Source organism: Streptomyces sp. NPDC017529 (genome assembly GCF_044329785.1).
Lineage (GTDB): Bacteria > Actinomycetota > Actinomycetes > Streptomycetales > Streptomycetaceae > Streptomyces.
Genome location: NZ_JBIRJY010000020.1, coordinates 73,495 through 87,094 on the forward strand (window position 1 = coordinate 73,495; position 13,600 = coordinate 87,094).

The following is a 13,600-nucleotide window of genomic DNA, read 5'->3' on the forward strand; positions in this document are numbered from 1 at the left end:
TCGTTCACTACGCCACCGCATGCCTGGGCTGCACCTACCGCGCGGACCGCACCGCCTCCCGCAACTCGTGCTCTTCGCGCCCGCGCCGCCGGACCGGCCGGACCCGCCGCGATCAGGCGGCCCGGCCGGGTGCACCGGAGCGGATGGTCTTCACAGCGAGCACCGGGTTGAGAGGCTCCACCAGCTGCGTGGTGGCCATGGCCACCAGACGCTCTGGGACGTCACCTTCCAGCAAAGCGTGCACGTACTCGATGGCCTCCGCAGGCGACAGCACGGGCAGCTTCTGGCGCAGGGCCCGCACCGCGGGCATGCGGCCGTGGGCCGCGGCGGCTTCGCGTAGCGCATCGTGCAAATCGTCTACTGCGGTGCGTACCGGCAGCCCGCGTATCCGGGCGCGGTAGTCGGCCTCCCACTCCCCGCCCAATGCGGCGGGGACGCTGATCTGGTGCAGGCTTCCGTCGGCACGGTCGACCAGGTACGGCCCGTGGCCGACCAGCATGGACCTCGGGTTCTGCGTGCGTACGAACTCTTCGGACTGCCAGGAGACGATCCACACCAGTTCGTGCTGCTCGACACGGGTCACGGCTGTGCGCACCGTGTCCACGCCCAGCGTCCGCCACTGCTGGTAGTCGCGCTCGAGCTCTGCTTCGACCGTCTGAACTGCGGTTTCTCGCTCAATCACGCGTGCAGCATCCCGTACGGGCCCCGGCCTTGACCATCGAATTCGCCTCGGGGATGCCCACCGACGCCCGGGCCTGTAACCCGACCCGCCGGGCCCGCCGTCGCCGAGGAGATCGCTGACCGGCTGCGCGCCGCCGGCATCCAAGGTGGTCCATCGCCACCTCAACCGGTCCGGCCCGTCCACGCGTCGCTGACCCGCTCCATTGCCGCCCTGCCCGGTCCGCCCGGGCAGGGCGGCGCCGTATCCGGTCCGCCACCTTGTGACGGAACCGGACCGGCCGCCCGGCCGGCCCCTTCCGGGCCCCTTTCCCATCTCACCGCGCCATGTGATTCGCAGAGGAGATCTGCCGTGTCTGTTCGTATCCTGACCGCTCAGCAGCCCGGCCCCGTCCTGGTCGACGTCCAACTCCTGGGCGCGGGCGGCACCGTCACCGTCCGCACCGACGCCAGCCGCAAGGGCGCCGAGATCATTATCCGTACGGCCGACGAGTCCGGCGCCTCGGCCGATGCGGTCCGTGACGCCGAACTGCGCTGGGATGCCCGCGGCGCGCTCGTCGCCCACGTCCAGGGCACCGGAGGCATCAGCGGCGGCACCACGGTCGTCAGCAGCGCAGGCGGCACTTTCATCGCCGGACACAACTTCGGCGTCGTCCAGCACGTACAGGACAACGTCGGCTCGATCGTCATGGTGTCCGGCGGCGACCTGAACCTTGGCGGCGGCCGGTACCAGTTTCACGGCGCCGGCACCGTCCACATGGTCCAGGGAGCGTCCCCCATCGAGATCAGCGCTGTGGTGCCCGAGGGCTGCTCGGTCACCGCCCGCACCCAGTCGGCCAACGTCATCACCGAGGGGACGTTCACGGCCGTGTCCGCCGCCACTCAGTCCGGCGACGTCCGGCTCCCCGGCCAGAGCGAGCGGTTCACCGCGAACACGCAGTCCGGTGACATCGACGTGCAGACATCGCCGAACATCATCGCCAAGACCCAGTCCGGAGACATCCGGCTCGGCCGCACTGACGTCACCGAGGCCAGCACCATGTCCGGCGACATCCACCTCCGCGACTTCGGCGGCACCGCCCAGCTGAACAGCATGTCCGGCGACATCCGCGTCCACGCCAGCGCCGGCGGCGACCTCACCGCCAAGACGATGTCCGGCGACGTCACCGTCACCGCGACCGACAGCGCCGTCGACGACGACCTGGACGTGCGCGCTCACAGCATGACCGGTGACGTGCGCATCCCCCGCCGCCGCCAGCCTCACGCCGACGGCCCGCGGCGCCGCCGCAGCTGACCCGCCCGCTTCTGCCGCCCCCAGCGGGCCCGTGCCCCTGTCCTCAACCGCCAGCCGACCGGGGGAGACCTGATGCTGCCGGACGCCCCGGCTGGCACGTGTGCGTGCAGGACCAGCCCCCTTGCGTGTCTCGGCTCTCGGGTGAACTCCGGCTCCGGTGGCTGCGTACCGGCTGCCGTGGCCGGGGCTGGTGCGGCTGCCGCTGCCCGAGGCCAGGAAGGAGTCCGGGATGTCACATCCGCTCAGCACTGTGGTGATCACCTCCTACGGCACCGACCATCGCGATGTTCCGCAGGACGTACGGCCGCTGCTGGTCGACGCCTCGATGCTGCCGCTGCCGGATGCCGCCTCGCGGGCGGGCCGGCAGCCCGGCGGCCGCGACCTGGCCGTGCGTGCCTTCCTCGTGCGCAGCCCCGCCGGCCGGCTCGTCGTGGGCCAGGCGCTGGAGCGGGTCCGTCAGCGCATCGGCTCCAGCGGACACATCGCCGTCCATGTCGCCAGCCCGCACGGACAGTACCGGTCGCCCGCTGTCGCCGAAGAGATTGCTGAGCGGCTGCGCGCCGCCGGCATCCCGGTGCAGGTGACCCACCGCCACCTCAAACGGCCCGGCCCACCCACCCTCCGCTGAAGCCTCCTTGTCGCCCTGCCCAGCCAGCCCGGGCAGGGCGACGTCCTGAGCGGCCAGCTCGTACCTCTGACCTCGACACCGATCCGACTGTGGGAGCCCCTGATGCAACTTCGCTTGCCGTGGATGAGCGGCACCGACCGCGCCCGCTGGCGCTCCGCCCGTACCCTGGCTGACCTCGGTCAGCTCAGCGCCGACTGGTGGGAGGGCTCCGTACGCAGCCTTCCCGGCTACCGGGCGGGCCACCGCCCCCACCCCAGCCTCGCCGCGCATGTGCCGGTGCTCGCCGCCGCCAACCGCGCCGGGTTCCTCGTCACGTCTGCCCAGGTCGGCCTCGCCACCGCCCGGCGGCGGCAGAAGTCGGCCGTGCAGGGCTTCGTCACGGACCCGGCTCTCGTGCGGCGCCTGGTCGGCGCAGCGGAGACCGCCGGCCTCGGTCTGGTTCTGCACGACTGGTACGACGCCTTCTACGCCGAGCACACCGGCGGTATCACCGTCACCCGCACCCTGCACAGCACCGGTGTCTTCGGCCAGGCCCTCGCGGTGGAGGACATCAAGGCCTCGTGGCCGCGGCTGCCCCACGCCGTGGACGCCGTCGTGCCCGCCTTGCAGATCACCCTGGCCGACCCGGACTTCGGGCCCGGCGACCTGGTGTGGAACACGCTCGCGGATGCGGTCCGCAGTCACGAGGCGCGGCTTCATGGCTGACGGTCCTCTGTGCCGTCCCGGCCCCTGCCCCGGGGCCGGGACGGTGCGGAGGGCCGGACAGCCCGGCCCCGCACACCACCGTCAGACAAGGAGCCGTCGCATATGCCGCACGCGTACCGCAACGCTGCCGTCTTCGCCGCCCTGCTCGGCCTGACCCGCACCGCCAGCAAGATCGGCGATTTCTGGGTGCAGGACGACTTCAGCGCCCGCATCAAGGGCGCCAGCGACGACTACCCCGTCACCTACGTGGACCCGCACACCCGGGAGAAGACCGTCCACGGCACGGCCGACGGCCGCAAGGCATGCCTGCACCACTGCCTGACCTACACCGCCACCCAGGCCATCCTCGCCGGCCTCGGGGCCCGCGCGCTGGGCATCCGCCTCCACCCGGGCGCCGCCGCGGCCGCACTCGCCGTGTCCTTCAGCACCCACTACCTCGCGGACCGCCGGGTGCCCGGCAAGGGCGTCCTGGAGAAGCTCGCCGCCAAGACCGGCAACACCATGCTCTACGAGTTGGCCGATGCCGGTATGAACGGCGCCTTCCACCTCGACATTCTCTGCACCAACCGCGGCGGTCGGACGGTGAGCTTCGTATGACTGACGCCTTGGTTGAACCGCCTATCCGTATGCGAGACGGCGTCGACATGTCGTTCGAGGACGTGCCGTATCCGGTGGTCCCCGCCTTCACCCGTCGTCCGATCGTTCACCTCGCCATCGAATGCGAGGGCGTGGAGTGGAACCGCGGAGCCAGCATCCGCGTACTCGTTCGGACTCGGTGCGCGAAGAGCGAACTTGCCGCGGATCGACGCTGTATGTCCTGGGTCGCCGAATGCAGGCGTTGCTTTCCGTCCTCCGGAAGTGACGACATCAACGCGAGCTCCGGAGGTGCCCGATGACTTCCATCGAACAGGTCGCCACCTTGGCGACGTTCGGCGCGGTGTGGGCCGTGCTCTCCATCGGCCACAACCTCGCGGACCACGTGATCGGGCAGACCGACCACCAGGCCGGGAACAAGGCGGCGCCGTCGGCGACGGAGGTCGCCGACGGCGTGAGCCCGCGGCAGGGCTGGGGTGCGTGCCTGGGACACGTCGCCCAGTACCACCTGGTGATGGCCGTGATGCTGGCCCTGGTCTGGGCCGTCCTCCCGCTCCAGATGTCCTGGACCGGCCTGGTGGCCGGGCTCGTCGTCTCGGCGGTGACGCACGCGTTCTTCGATCGCCGGTGGCCGGTCCGCTGGCTCCTGGAGCACATCGGTTCGAAGGGCTTCGCGGAGCTGAAGGCCGCGGGGATGAACGGCATGTATTTGACCGATCAAGCCCTGCATCAGACCGCGCTTCTCGCCTCCGCTCTCCTGATCACTCTTCTGTGAGCTGGGGATTCTGATGAGGGACCGCGGGAAGCCCGAGCGAGACAGGTCCGGTTCGCTCGAAGCGGCGGGCCTGTTCTCGCTTGCTCCGCAGGAAGGTGAGGGTGAGGTCGAGGCCGTCGATCTCTCCTCGCCAGTCCTCGGCGACCGCCCGCTCGCGGCGGGCGAGGAGATCCTCCTCCAGCTCGTCCAGGCGGGGCAGCATCTTCGGATTGATGCTCAGCATCGGACAGCGGATGCAGGCGTGTTCGTGCTGGCAGGGGGTCCCGTAGGGGCGTCCGCAGGAGCCGAGTTCGACCCGGCGCTTGTCGAAGTGCTCGTTGAACTCCGACCATTCCGTCTCGGTCGGCTTGCGGTACTCGCTTTCGGGCCGCTGAGCCCGTCGGCGGTCGAGGAACTGCTGGTAGTGGCGGACCACGTCCTCGTCGAAGACCGCGACGTAGCCACGAGTGGTCTGGATGTTCAGGTGGCCGAGCAGAGCGGCGCCGATGTGAATGGGCAAGCCGCTGTTGACCAGCTCGGTCGCGAAGAGCCGGCGGAAGTCGTGCGGAGCGAACTTCACGTCGGCGAACCGCGGATCGGTCTCGATCAGTCCCTCGGCGGCGCGGCGGATCATCCGCCACATCGTCGTGGTGGACATCGCCCGCATTCCACCGCCGTGCTTGTTCTGGAACAGATAGGGCAGCGGCTCGCTCCAGACCTTTTCGTGCAGGTCGTAGCGGATGCAGATCGGAACAGTGCCGTGCGCGCTGATGTGACGGCGGATGATCTGGGCGATGACGTGGAACAGCTCCGCGGACATCGGGATGACCCGTTCCCGGTCGCTCTTGGACGGCGTGATCACGAGCAGGGCGACGACTTCCCCGCTGGGACGCTGGTAGTTGCGCACGCTCAGGTGGGTCAGCTCGGTCAGTTCCTCGGCGCGAAGGCCGGCCAGCCGGAGCGTCTCGACGATCGCCCACTGCCAGAACGCCTGGTTCTCGGTGTGGGTGAGCTGTACCAACTTCCCGGTCGCCCGGTTCACCGCCCGGATCGGCGCGGTTGTCGGGTCCGGTCGCTCGGCGTCGATCTTCGCGGAGACGCGCTGCCACTCGGTGCCGTCGACGGTGAAGTGCTCGCCGAGCTCGACCGCGCGGGCGCTCTCCAGCAGCGTGCGTTGCCGCTGCCACTGATCGGTGACGTGCTGGGACAGGATTGGCAGCAGGGGCTGGCGTTCCCGCGTGCGGTTGGCCATCCGTTCCTGGACGCGGCGCCGGCGGACATGGAACCAGCGCAGATCCTCATCGCGGATCGGACACGGTGCCACCCACTGGGCCCAGCGTTCCGGCTCTGCGACCGCCCAGGTGTGCAGGTCCAGGTAGAGGGCGCGGACCGCCAGGAACGGGCCCTCGACGTGCAGCCGCGGCTTGCCGTCAGGCCGGACGAGCAGGCTCTCCTTCCAGTGGGTGACCGCCTCGGGGGACAGCCGCAGGTCGGCCTGGTCCGGGTTGAAGTCCTCGATCACCTTCCAGAACAGCTTGACGAGGTTGAGGACCAAGGACTGGAGAGTGGAGTAGTCGACCTCGACCGAGCGCCGACTGATGTAGTGGACCAGCAGGTCACGAACGCCCTGGTTGCGGATCTTGTGCTTGTCGACGAGCTCGGCGACGGGACGCTGGCCCTTGACCACGGCGGCCCGGAGCGTGCGTGGGGTCGAGGCCGGGAAGTGCCCCATGTCGGAGAGGATCGGCCAGGCCTGGGTGGCGGCGAAGCAGCCGTCCCCGCCCGCCTCGCCTGGCGTGACGCCGTACTTCCTGGACTCCACCGCGAAGTGGAGCAGGGCCTCCGGGGTCAGGTCGGCGATGTCGATCCCGAAGACGGTCAACGCGGCCATCACGTCGAACTGGGCCCGCCGGATCGACTGGCGGCTCACCTTCAGCGACAGCGTCCGCTCGCAGAACTCCTCCAACACGGGGTCCTTGGCGATGGTGCGGAACCAGCGCAGGTAGTGGGAGAAGCGGTAGGAGCGGAACGCCAGCAGCGACGGCTGGATCAGGCGCATCGCGAAAGCGTGGCCCGCGGAGGTGTTCATGGTGCTCTTGATCGCCTTGGCGCGGCCCTTGTAGATGTGCTCGGCCCGTCGTCCCCGTTCGTTGAGGCCGGCGGCCTCCCACCGCTCCTGCCACGTGGCGCCGGGGAACTCCTCCAGATGCTCCAGCAGCCGCTGCATCTCCGTCGTCCACTTCGCGACACCAGACCCGGTCCCCAGGACCGCCCCGGCCAGTTCGGCGATGTCCTTGATGGGAGCGGTCGACAACTCGCCCAGCGGGCGGGGCGAATGGACAGGCCGCGGCGGAGGCGCGGGCTCCACTGCGGTCGGCTTGAAACTGAAGTCCCGTTCGTAGATCTCGACGGAATGGCGGCGGACCCGTCCGGTGGTCGGGCCCTTCACTCGGGCGCTGTTGCCCGCCTGACTACCGGGCACCGAACACCACCGCCACGTCCTGCGGGTCGTACTGCTGAGACCACGCGGCTGGCTGAGCCGGACGGCCGTAGTGCTCGGCGAGCTTGTCGACCAGGTCCTCCAGGCCGACCACGGTGTAGAGGGCGGTGGTGGTGACATGCGCGTGCCGCAGGATCGTCTGCACCTCCGCCAAGGTCATCGCCGGGTCCCGGGCGAACCGGGTCGCTGCCGTGTGTCTCGCGTCGTGGAGCGTCCAGTTCATGCCCAGCTGCTCGGTCGCCCGCTGGAGAATCCGCCGGGCCGCCCAGTAGGTCAGCGGACGCGGCTCACCACGGCGAGTGCGCCAGACCGGTCCCCCGTCGTCAGGAAGGCCGACGTCATCGAGGTAGGCCGCCAGGTAGGCCAGCGCCTCGGGCGAAACCGGCACGGGCTGACGGTCCCGAGTCCCCTTGGAAACGACCCACAACCGGCCCTTCTGCCAGTCGACATCGGCGAGCCCGACGCCCAACAGCTCGGTCGCCCGAGCCCCGGAGGAGACGTAGCAGGCCAGAAGGGCCCGGTCCCGGGCGCACCGCATCTGTGCGAACAGGTCCTCCCACTGGGCATCGGGAATCGCCCGCGGCTGACGGACCGGGACCTTCGGCCGCAGACGGCCCCGGCGGTGCCGGCCGGGAACCTCCAATGGCGACCGGTGGGCGAGCGTCGCGCGACGGGCCCGGTTCTCCGGCACCGGATTGAGCACCGGCCCGCGCCCGAAGTGCAGGTGGAAGGCGTAGAAGCCGTGCACCGCCGACAGGCTGTGCGCGATCGTCGCCGGGGCGTACCCCGCCGCCAGGACCCGCTTCCCGGTCGTCGGGTTCACCGACCCGGGCGGGAACCCGCCCTCACGGCGCCTGTGCCGCTGCGGATTGCGGGCCGACCGGAGCCAGCCCACCATCGCAGCCGCCTCCGCCTCCGTGGCCTGCTCCCAGCCGACGTCCACGGTCCACAACACCCGGAACCAGCGCAGCAGGTCGTACGCGTAACTCCGGCACGTCAGCGGACTCACGTCCCCCAGCAGACGGTCCCGGAGATAGCTGCTGACCGGCTCGACCTCACGGCCCGCACCGTCCACCACCAGCCACGGCAACGACGCCGACGTACCGGCAGCAACCGCCCCGATCCTCGACAGCCGTACGCGGCCGTCCATCAGATCTCGATGTACACGGGAGAACTCATGCGACAACGACATGCCCAGATGTTCCTGACGCCCCACGACCAAGTCGAGCTGTGGCCTGAGTTAGTGCAGTCAACTGACCGCAGCTGGCACCACGGCTGGGAGACCCTCGCCGCGCTCATCGCCACCACCAAGGCCACCAGCCGGTGACCCGCACCGCCCTCGACCGCGTCCGGGCCTCCGCTGGAGGCGGCCGACGCGTGAGCACCACCTCCGACACCACCGCGAGTGGCTGGGACCGCGCCGGTTTCCGGTGCGGCCGGTGCGGTGCCGAGCACACCGCCACCACCGAGAACGAGTACCTCAAGGCCGTCGGCGTGCACGGCGATGCCCATGCCGTGTGGGACGGGCTCAACGCCATCGAGCGCGACGGTCTCACCTCGATCCTGCGCACCATCTTGTCTGCGCCGGGCCTCGCCCTGGAACTGCTGGTCCTGGCCGACCGGCAGCATCTGGCAGGAGGTGACCGCCAGTGAGCCGCGCCGCTGACGGGCCGCACCCGCATCCGCTCACCCCGGCCGAACTTCCCGACGGCGACGACTGGTGCCACGGCTGCCCGGACTGCCACCTGCCCATCCAAGGCGGGGGCGCCGGCCTCATCGCTCACCGCCGCACCGTCCACACCAGTGCCGGTGACCCCCGTCAGCGGATCACCATCGATCTGCCGTTCTGACGGGCCACACCGGCGTGAGCAGGCCGGCCCGAGCCGATCGTGCGCTCGGCAGATCACCCTCGCCCTGTCATCGCCGCCAGTGGCTCACCAGCGCCCGGGGCGGACGCCGGCCCTCACACCCGGCCCGCGCCGTCAGACGCCTGGCGCTGACAAACGCCCGGGGCGGCCGCCGGCCTTCACGCCCGGCCGCCCCGGAGCACTTCTTTCCTCGGCAGCTCCCTGGGACGACATATTCCGTCCCTTCCATCTCACCTCTTCGAAACCAGGAGGCACCACATGAACACCGACACCGTCGCTGAGACGATCTTCTACACCGTCGATGTGACCTGCATCCGCGGCCGTCACTTCCTGGCGATCACGCGGGACTGGCCGCCGTACGAAGGCGACTTCGCGCTGCCGGGTGGCTACGTCGACCGGGGCGAGACCGCGCTCGAAGCTGCCGTGCGCGAGCTGCGGGAGGAGACCGGCGTCCGCATCACCGAGGGCGACCTGACGCTGGTCGGCGTCTATGACGACCCCGGCCGCGACCCGCGCGGCCGGTGCATCAGCGTGGCGTTCGTGGTCCTCGTGCCCGACAGCACCACGGCCCAGGCCGGGGACGACGCCCGAGCCGTGCAATGGGTGCCGCTGGATGGGCACAGCCCCCTGGCATTCGACCATGACCGGATCGTGGCCGACGCCCGACGCAAGGTCGCCGCGACCAAGACCGACACCTTCACCGTGCTCAGCAGCTGCTTCAGCGCCGACCTCGCCGCGCTCATCTCGGAGGAAGCACCGCAGCACATCACCCCGAGTGCCTTCATCGACCTGGTCGAACGCGCCCGCGACGCCCTGGCCACCGCAAGCGTCGGCTACCTCCAGGAGGCCTGCGAGGACCTGGATGCCGCCGTCTCCCACCTCACCAACGCGCTGACCAGCACCGAAGACGAACAGCGCGCGCTCCTGGCGCGAGCACGCACCCACCTGCGCGACGCCCTCGAGGCGACCCGCTGACCCGTGCGTTGAGCGCACTCCGTACCGCCCCGCCCCGACCGCCGGGACGGGGCGGTCGCGGTGGCCCCTCAACCAAGCAAGCCGCGAAGGGAGATGAACGTGCCCCTGCCCTACTACGAGGTCGATGTCCCGATACGGAACACCGCGGGTCTCAGCGGTGTGCACGTCTTCACCGGCCGCGCCGACAGCCGCAGCGCTGCCGCACGGATCGCGCACGCGGTCTATGACGCGGCGCGCGCCGCGCAGCAGGCCGGAGGCGAGATTCCCCGCAGACGACCGGACGGCTGGGGAGCTCGCGGCTACCGGCCCGGCTGGGAGCCCGACTGGCAGGCGGCGACCGTCGGCCGTTGGAACCTGCCGCCGTACACATGGGGCCGCGTCAGCCACCTCGATCTATAACTCTGCCCCGGGACAGACGCTCAAGGCGTCCAAACCAGTTCGCCTGTCCCGGGCCTACCCACCCCGTACGAGACGAGAGAGGGAGACCTCAAGTATGGACCCCGTCACCCGCATTGCGTCCCCGATCGGGCAGTGCGCCCTCATCATCACCACTCTTGCGGTCCCGCTTACCGGCTGGGCCGTTCACGTGCTCACCCTTCACCGGCGCCTCGCCGTCGACCCCCTCACCGGAGCCCAGCGACGCGCCGCGTTCGAGCGCCGCGCCCAGCGTCTGCTCGCCCGTCACCACAAGGACTCCCTGGTCTGCCTGGTCGACCTCGACGACTTCAAGGGCCTGAACGACAGCCGCGGCCACGCCGCCGGCGACCAGGTCCTCGCCGTGACCGGCGCGCGCCTTGCCCGTTGGGCCGGACCTCGCGGAGTCGTCGGCCGTCTGGGCGGCGATGAGTTCGCGGTCGCGGCCCGTGTCGACGCCCGGGCCGGAGGCGAGGCGATGGAGCAGCGCCTGACGGAGCTGATGGGCGTGCTGCACGAGCCCGTTCCCACCGAGACCGGGCCCCTCGCCGTCGCCGCGTCGGTCGGCACTGCCGTCCCCGACTACCTCGGCATCCACGCCCTGCCCGTCCTGCTGCGCGGCGCGGACGTCTCGATGTACCGGGCCAAGCACTCCGGCCGGTATGGCTGGGCGGAGATCGAGGACCTGCAGACGCCCACCGTCAACGGCCGCCGCGCCGGCCGTCCCGGCACCGCGCTGCTGGAGCGTGCCGCATGACCGGCGAACTCGAAGGCGGCGACTGGGTCCGCGGCGTCACGATCCGCCAGCCCTGGGCCACCTGCATCCTCGCCGGGAAGACCCCGGAGAACAGGCCCGCGAACTGGCCGTGGCGCGGCTGGGTCCTCCTCCACGCCGGGAAGGCGAAGCCGGATCCCGCCCTGCTGCGCGACCCGCTGGTGACCACCGCGATCCGCGGCCGCGAGCTCTACCGCGGCGCGGTCATCGGCGTTGCCCGGCTCACCAACTGCCACCCGGACCAGGGCCCCGAGCGGTGCACCAGCCCCTGGGCACAGAGGGACGTTCACCACCTGGTCCTCGACGACGTCCACGAGCTGCCGCTGCCCGTGCCCGCCACGGGCGCGCTTCCGGCCTGGAAGCCGACGCAGGACCTCGTGGACCAGGTCCTCCAGCAGCTGCCCCACCTGCGGCCGTGACCCGCAGAAGCCGCCGCTGCAACCACGCCTTGCCCCCTCCACCCGGAGGCACCCATATGAGCAGCACACCCCAGCACGGCACCGACCACACCCTGGCCTACCCCGAGCCGCCGGCCTCGCCGCTCTGGCACCGGCGCGGCACGAAGTCCAGGCCGCTCACCCCCGAGCAGCAGCGACGCAACCGCGAACTCCTGGTTCTCGCTCAGCACACCCCCCGACCCCGCTCCCCGCGCACCACCAAGACCCGGGCGGAGGCCCGCTCATGACCTCTCGGACGCACCTCGCCATAGACGGCTACGTCGACGCCATCCCGGCCCCCGGCACCCGTTGGGGCACCGCGACGTTCGACCTGATCCACTCCCCCGCCGACGCGGACCGGATCGCGCCCGACACCCCGGACACGGTGTACGCCTGCGCCACCAGCGACCCGCGCATCACCGACGTCCTGCTGAGCGAGATCCAGCCCGGCGACCTGCTCCGTGTCACCGGCACCGCCGTCCAGGCCGACGGACCGGCCGCCCCGGCCCGACTGACCGTCGACGCCCTGGAGGTCCTGGAAGCCGCCCCCGCCCCGGTCCTGTACGACCTGGTGCTCGAGAGGTGGGGTGGCTACGCGGCCGTCTTCGACGCGGACCGGGACACCGTTCCGGTGTTCACCGTGACCGGCACATGGGTCGGCGAGGCCGACAGCCCCGACGCCATCCTCGACCTGATCGACGCCTACGAGAACGGCGGTGGCCAGCGATGACCACCGCCCCATCGGCGCAGCGCACCGTGCTCAAAGGATTCCCCGCCGCTCACCCGCGCGGCTCGTGGCCAGCCGACGAGTACGCCGCCGACCAGCGCGCCCAGGGCCGGCCCGCCCGGGTCGTCATGAACCGGGACACCGACGAATTCCTGGTGATCGCCGACAATCCCGCTCCGCACTGACCCGCCCACTCTCCAGTGCCGTGCCCGCCGCCGTACGGGCACGGCACCCCTGCTCAGGAAAGGTCTCCAACCATGACTGTCCCGGCCCGCGCCATGCCCGTGCTGGTCACCCTGGCACTCCTTGCCCCCGCGGCGGCTGCCTGTACCGACCGCCGCGCCCGGCACTGCGACGACAGGGCGCCCACGCCGGCCGCCGCGCTGTCGGCAGTGCAGCGCCCCGGCCCTGGCGGCCACGGCAGCGTCGGCAAACCGATCCCGCACTCCAACTCCCAGCAGCATCACGGATCGAGCAGCCGCTGCCACTGAGCAGCAGCATCCACCCGACCCCCTCCTCCGGGCCCGGCCGACGCTGCGTCGGCCGGTTCCGGTCGCATCCGCGCCGCCGTCGGCCAAGCCCTGTCCGCTCCGGCGCTGTTCCCTTCCACTGCAGCCCCGAATTCGGAGGCACGCACACCGTGACGTACGACGTGTTCATCGACTCTTTCGGCGCCCGCTGGCAGGACCCGCCCCCGCCGCGCTACCGCGCCGCTGTCCTGTCCATCAACCTCACCGACGTCCTGCTCAACCCGCCCGACGACCCGAACATCTCCGACACCGTCGCCCGCCAGACCGGCCTGGACCCCGAAAAAAGCACGCGGGTTTGCAGATTCTCGACGCCTTGTGGCGCGGAACCCGTGCGTGATTCCGCGGCTTGCGCGGTTGTGTGTACGGGTTCTGAGAGCCGATACGCGCTCCTTGTGACCTTTGACCGGATCCATCTGATGTTGTGCGGGCGAAGTGGTGTTTGCGAGCCGGTGCGGCGCTGGGCCTATCGGGGCGGCTCGTTCAGTAGCGGTCGAGCTGCGCGGATCACGTCCAGCGCTCGTGGGCGGGCGGCCTGCGCACGTGGCTCTTCCCTGCAGGAGGTGGCCAATGCCGGGTACGTCTTGCCGAGCTCGCTGGCGTCGGCGCAGCCTTGGAAGCACTAGGATCTCCGTGGCCTGCACCGGTATGGAGCGTGCGGGACAGGCCCCGGTCCCCATGATGGGACGAGTACGGCCGGGGCCGCACCCACACCCGCAGCCGC

At 70.8% G+C, this 13,600-nt stretch carries 20 protein-coding genes; 17 read left to right on the plus strand and 3 right to left on the minus strand.

Translation table 11 applies throughout. From position 1 onward, the window contains the following. Window positions 1-112: 112 nt before the first annotated feature. Window positions 113-682 (minus strand): YrhB domain-containing protein, encoded by a 570-nt coding sequence (locus ACH4K4_RS32635; RefSeq protein ID WP_398172367.1) that lies wholly within the window; start codon window positions 680-682, stop codon window positions 113-115. Window positions 683-1,030: 348 nt separating this feature from the next. On the opposite strand from ACH4K4_RS32635, the gene ACH4K4_RS32640 reads away from it, so the two are divergent. From ACH4K4_RS32640 to ACH4K4_RS32660, 5 genes are all read left to right on the plus strand, one after another. Continuing rightward, window positions 1,031-1,972, plus strand: coding sequence for a DUF4097 family beta strand repeat-containing protein (locus ACH4K4_RS32640; RefSeq protein ID WP_398172369.1), 942 nt, complete (start codon window positions 1,031-1,033; stop codon window positions 1,970-1,972). 157 nt (window positions 1,973-2,129) lie between these two features. Beyond that, window positions 2,130-2,600: a hypothetical protein gene (locus ACH4K4_RS32645; RefSeq protein ID WP_398172371.1), complete on the plus strand. Its 471-nt coding sequence runs from the start codon at window positions 2,130-2,132 to the stop codon at window positions 2,598-2,600. A 123-nt stretch (window positions 2,601-2,723) separates the two neighbouring features. After that, window positions 2,724-3,305 (plus strand): DUF6919 domain-containing protein, encoded by a 582-nt coding sequence (locus ACH4K4_RS32650; RefSeq protein ID WP_398172373.1) that lies wholly within the window; start codon window positions 2,724-2,726, stop codon window positions 3,303-3,305. Window positions 3,306-3,407: 102 nt separating this feature from the next. Then, on the plus strand, window positions 3,408-3,902 hold the full coding sequence (locus tag ACH4K4_RS32655; RefSeq protein WP_398172375.1) for a hypothetical protein: 495 nt from the start codon (window positions 3,408-3,410) through the stop codon (window positions 3,900-3,902). Window positions 3,903-4,197: 295 nt separating this feature from the next. Next, window positions 4,198-4,674: a hypothetical protein gene (locus tag ACH4K4_RS32660; RefSeq protein WP_398172377.1), complete on the plus strand. Its 477-nt coding sequence runs from the start codon at window positions 4,198-4,200 to the stop codon at window positions 4,672-4,674. On the opposite strand, the gene ACH4K4_RS32665 is transcribed toward ACH4K4_RS32660, so the two are convergent. Then, the gene (locus tag ACH4K4_RS32665; protein WP_398172379.1) at window positions 4,661-6,967 is read right to left on the minus strand and encodes a tyrosine-type recombinase/integrase; all 2,307 of its coding nucleotides are present in this window, start codon (window positions 6,965-6,967) and stop codon (window positions 4,661-4,663) included. The genes ACH4K4_RS32660 and ACH4K4_RS32665 overlap by 14 nt on opposite strands. Before the next feature lie 157 nt (window positions 6,968-7,124). Further along, a complete protein-coding gene (locus ACH4K4_RS32670) occupies window positions 7,125-8,345 on the minus strand; it encodes a tyrosine-type recombinase/integrase (protein ID WP_398172381.1) in 1,221 nt (406 codons plus the stop codon). On the opposite strand from ACH4K4_RS32670, the gene ACH4K4_RS32675 reads away from it, so the two are divergent. The 12 genes from ACH4K4_RS32675 (at window position 8,331) to ACH4K4_RS32730 (ending at window position 13,502) form a co-directional block, all read left to right on the plus strand. Next, window positions 8,331-8,480, plus strand: coding sequence for a hypothetical protein (locus ACH4K4_RS32675; protein ID WP_398172383.1), 150 nt, complete (start codon window positions 8,331-8,333; stop codon window positions 8,478-8,480). The two genes, ACH4K4_RS32670 and ACH4K4_RS32675, sit on opposite strands and share 15 nt — an antisense overlap. A gap of 50 nt (window positions 8,481-8,530) precedes the next feature. Next, window positions 8,531-8,806 carry a hypothetical protein gene (locus ACH4K4_RS32680; protein WP_398172385.1) on the plus strand — a complete coding sequence of 92 codons (276 nt, stop codon included), beginning with the start codon at window positions 8,531-8,533 and terminating at the stop codon, window positions 8,804-8,806. Continuing rightward, window positions 8,803-9,003 (plus strand): hypothetical protein, encoded by a 201-nt coding sequence (locus tag ACH4K4_RS32685; protein WP_398172387.1) that lies wholly within the window; start codon window positions 8,803-8,805, stop codon window positions 9,001-9,003. Before ACH4K4_RS32680 ends, ACH4K4_RS32685 begins: the two co-directional genes overlap by 4 nt. 276 nt (window positions 9,004-9,279) lie before the next feature. Continuing rightward, window positions 9,280-9,996 (plus strand): NUDIX domain-containing protein, encoded by a 717-nt coding sequence (locus tag ACH4K4_RS32690; RefSeq protein ID WP_398172389.1) that lies wholly within the window; start codon window positions 9,280-9,282, stop codon window positions 9,994-9,996. 93 nt (window positions 9,997-10,089) lie between these two features. After that, window positions 10,090-10,395: a hypothetical protein gene (locus ACH4K4_RS32695; protein ID WP_398172391.1), complete on the plus strand. Its 306-nt coding sequence runs from the start codon at window positions 10,090-10,092 to the stop codon at window positions 10,393-10,395. 94 nt (window positions 10,396-10,489) lie between these two features. Continuing rightward, window positions 10,490-11,167, plus strand: coding sequence for a diguanylate cyclase domain-containing protein (locus ACH4K4_RS32700; RefSeq protein WP_398172393.1), 678 nt, complete (start codon window positions 10,490-10,492; stop codon window positions 11,165-11,167). Further along, window positions 11,164-11,604, plus strand: coding sequence for a hypothetical protein (locus ACH4K4_RS32705; protein WP_398172395.1), 441 nt, complete (start codon window positions 11,164-11,166; stop codon window positions 11,602-11,604). Before ACH4K4_RS32700 ends, ACH4K4_RS32705 begins: the two co-directional genes overlap by 4 nt. A 56-nt stretch (window positions 11,605-11,660) precedes the next feature. Next, window positions 11,661-11,870, plus strand: coding sequence for a hypothetical protein (locus tag ACH4K4_RS32710; RefSeq protein ID WP_398172397.1), 210 nt, complete (start codon window positions 11,661-11,663; stop codon window positions 11,868-11,870). Beyond that, window positions 11,867-12,352, plus strand: a complete 486-nt coding sequence (locus ACH4K4_RS32715; protein WP_398172399.1) for a hypothetical protein — start codon at window positions 11,867-11,869, stop codon at window positions 12,350-12,352. Before ACH4K4_RS32710 ends, ACH4K4_RS32715 begins: the two co-directional genes overlap by 4 nt. Then, complete coding sequence (locus tag ACH4K4_RS32720; RefSeq protein ID WP_398172401.1) at window positions 12,349-12,534, plus strand: hypothetical protein; 186 nt, start codon at window positions 12,349-12,351, stop codon at window positions 12,532-12,534. The genes ACH4K4_RS32715 and ACH4K4_RS32720 overlap by 4 nt, the downstream gene beginning before the upstream one ends. Window positions 12,535-12,606: 72 nt before the next feature. Next, window positions 12,607-12,840 carry a hypothetical protein gene (locus ACH4K4_RS32725; RefSeq protein ID WP_398172403.1) on the plus strand — a complete coding sequence of 78 codons (234 nt, stop codon included), beginning with the start codon at window positions 12,607-12,609 and terminating at the stop codon, window positions 12,838-12,840. A 149-nt stretch (window positions 12,841-12,989) separates the two neighbouring features. After that, window positions 12,990-13,502 carry a hypothetical protein gene (locus ACH4K4_RS32730; protein WP_398172405.1) on the plus strand — a complete coding sequence of 171 codons (513 nt, stop codon included), beginning with the start codon at window positions 12,990-12,992 and terminating at the stop codon, window positions 13,500-13,502. The last annotated feature ends 98 nt before the right edge of the window (window positions 13,503-13,600 follow it).

Excerpts from the sequence above, each read along its gene's own strand:
- ACH4K4_RS32650 (WP_398172373.1), top strand. The coding sequence starts at position 2,724 with ATGAGCGGCACCGACCGCGCCCGCTGGCGCTCCGCCCGTACCCTGGCT.
- ACH4K4_RS32655 (WP_398172375.1), top strand. The coding sequence starts at position 3,408 with ATGCCGCACGCGTACCGCAACGCTGCCGTCTTCGCCGCCCTGCTCGGC.
- ACH4K4_RS32660 (WP_398172377.1), top strand. The coding sequence starts at position 4,198 with ATGACTTCCATCGAACAGGTCGCCACCTTGGCGACGTTCGGCGCGGTG.
- ACH4K4_RS32675 (WP_398172383.1), top strand. The coding sequence starts at position 8,331 with ATGCGACAACGACATGCCCAGATGTTCCTGACGCCCCACGACCAAGTC.
- ACH4K4_RS32670 (WP_398172381.1), bottom strand. The coding sequence starts at position 8,345 with ATGTCGTTGTCGCATGAGTTCTCCCGTGTACATCGAGATCTGATGGAC.
- ACH4K4_RS32690 (WP_398172389.1), top strand. The coding sequence starts at position 9,280 with ATGAACACCGACACCGTCGCTGAGACGATCTTCTACACCGTCGATGTG.
- ACH4K4_RS32695 (WP_398172391.1), top strand. The coding sequence starts at position 10,090 with ATGAACGTGCCCCTGCCCTACTACGAGGTCGATGTCCCGATACGGAAC.
- ACH4K4_RS32700 (WP_398172393.1), top strand. The coding sequence starts at position 10,490 with ATGGACCCCGTCACCCGCATTGCGTCCCCGATCGGGCAGTGCGCCCTC.
- ACH4K4_RS32705 (WP_398172395.1), top strand. The coding sequence starts at position 11,164 with ATGACCGGCGAACTCGAAGGCGGCGACTGGGTCCGCGGCGTCACGATC.
- ACH4K4_RS32710 (WP_398172397.1), top strand. The coding sequence starts at position 11,661 with ATGAGCAGCACACCCCAGCACGGCACCGACCACACCCTGGCCTACCCC.
- ACH4K4_RS32715 (WP_398172399.1), top strand. The coding sequence starts at position 11,867 with ATGACCTCTCGGACGCACCTCGCCATAGACGGCTACGTCGACGCCATC.
- ACH4K4_RS32720 (WP_398172401.1), top strand. The coding sequence starts at position 12,349 with ATGACCACCGCCCCATCGGCGCAGCGCACCGTGCTCAAAGGATTCCCC.
- ACH4K4_RS32725 (WP_398172403.1), top strand. The coding sequence starts at position 12,607 with ATGACTGTCCCGGCCCGCGCCATGCCCGTGCTGGTCACCCTGGCACTC.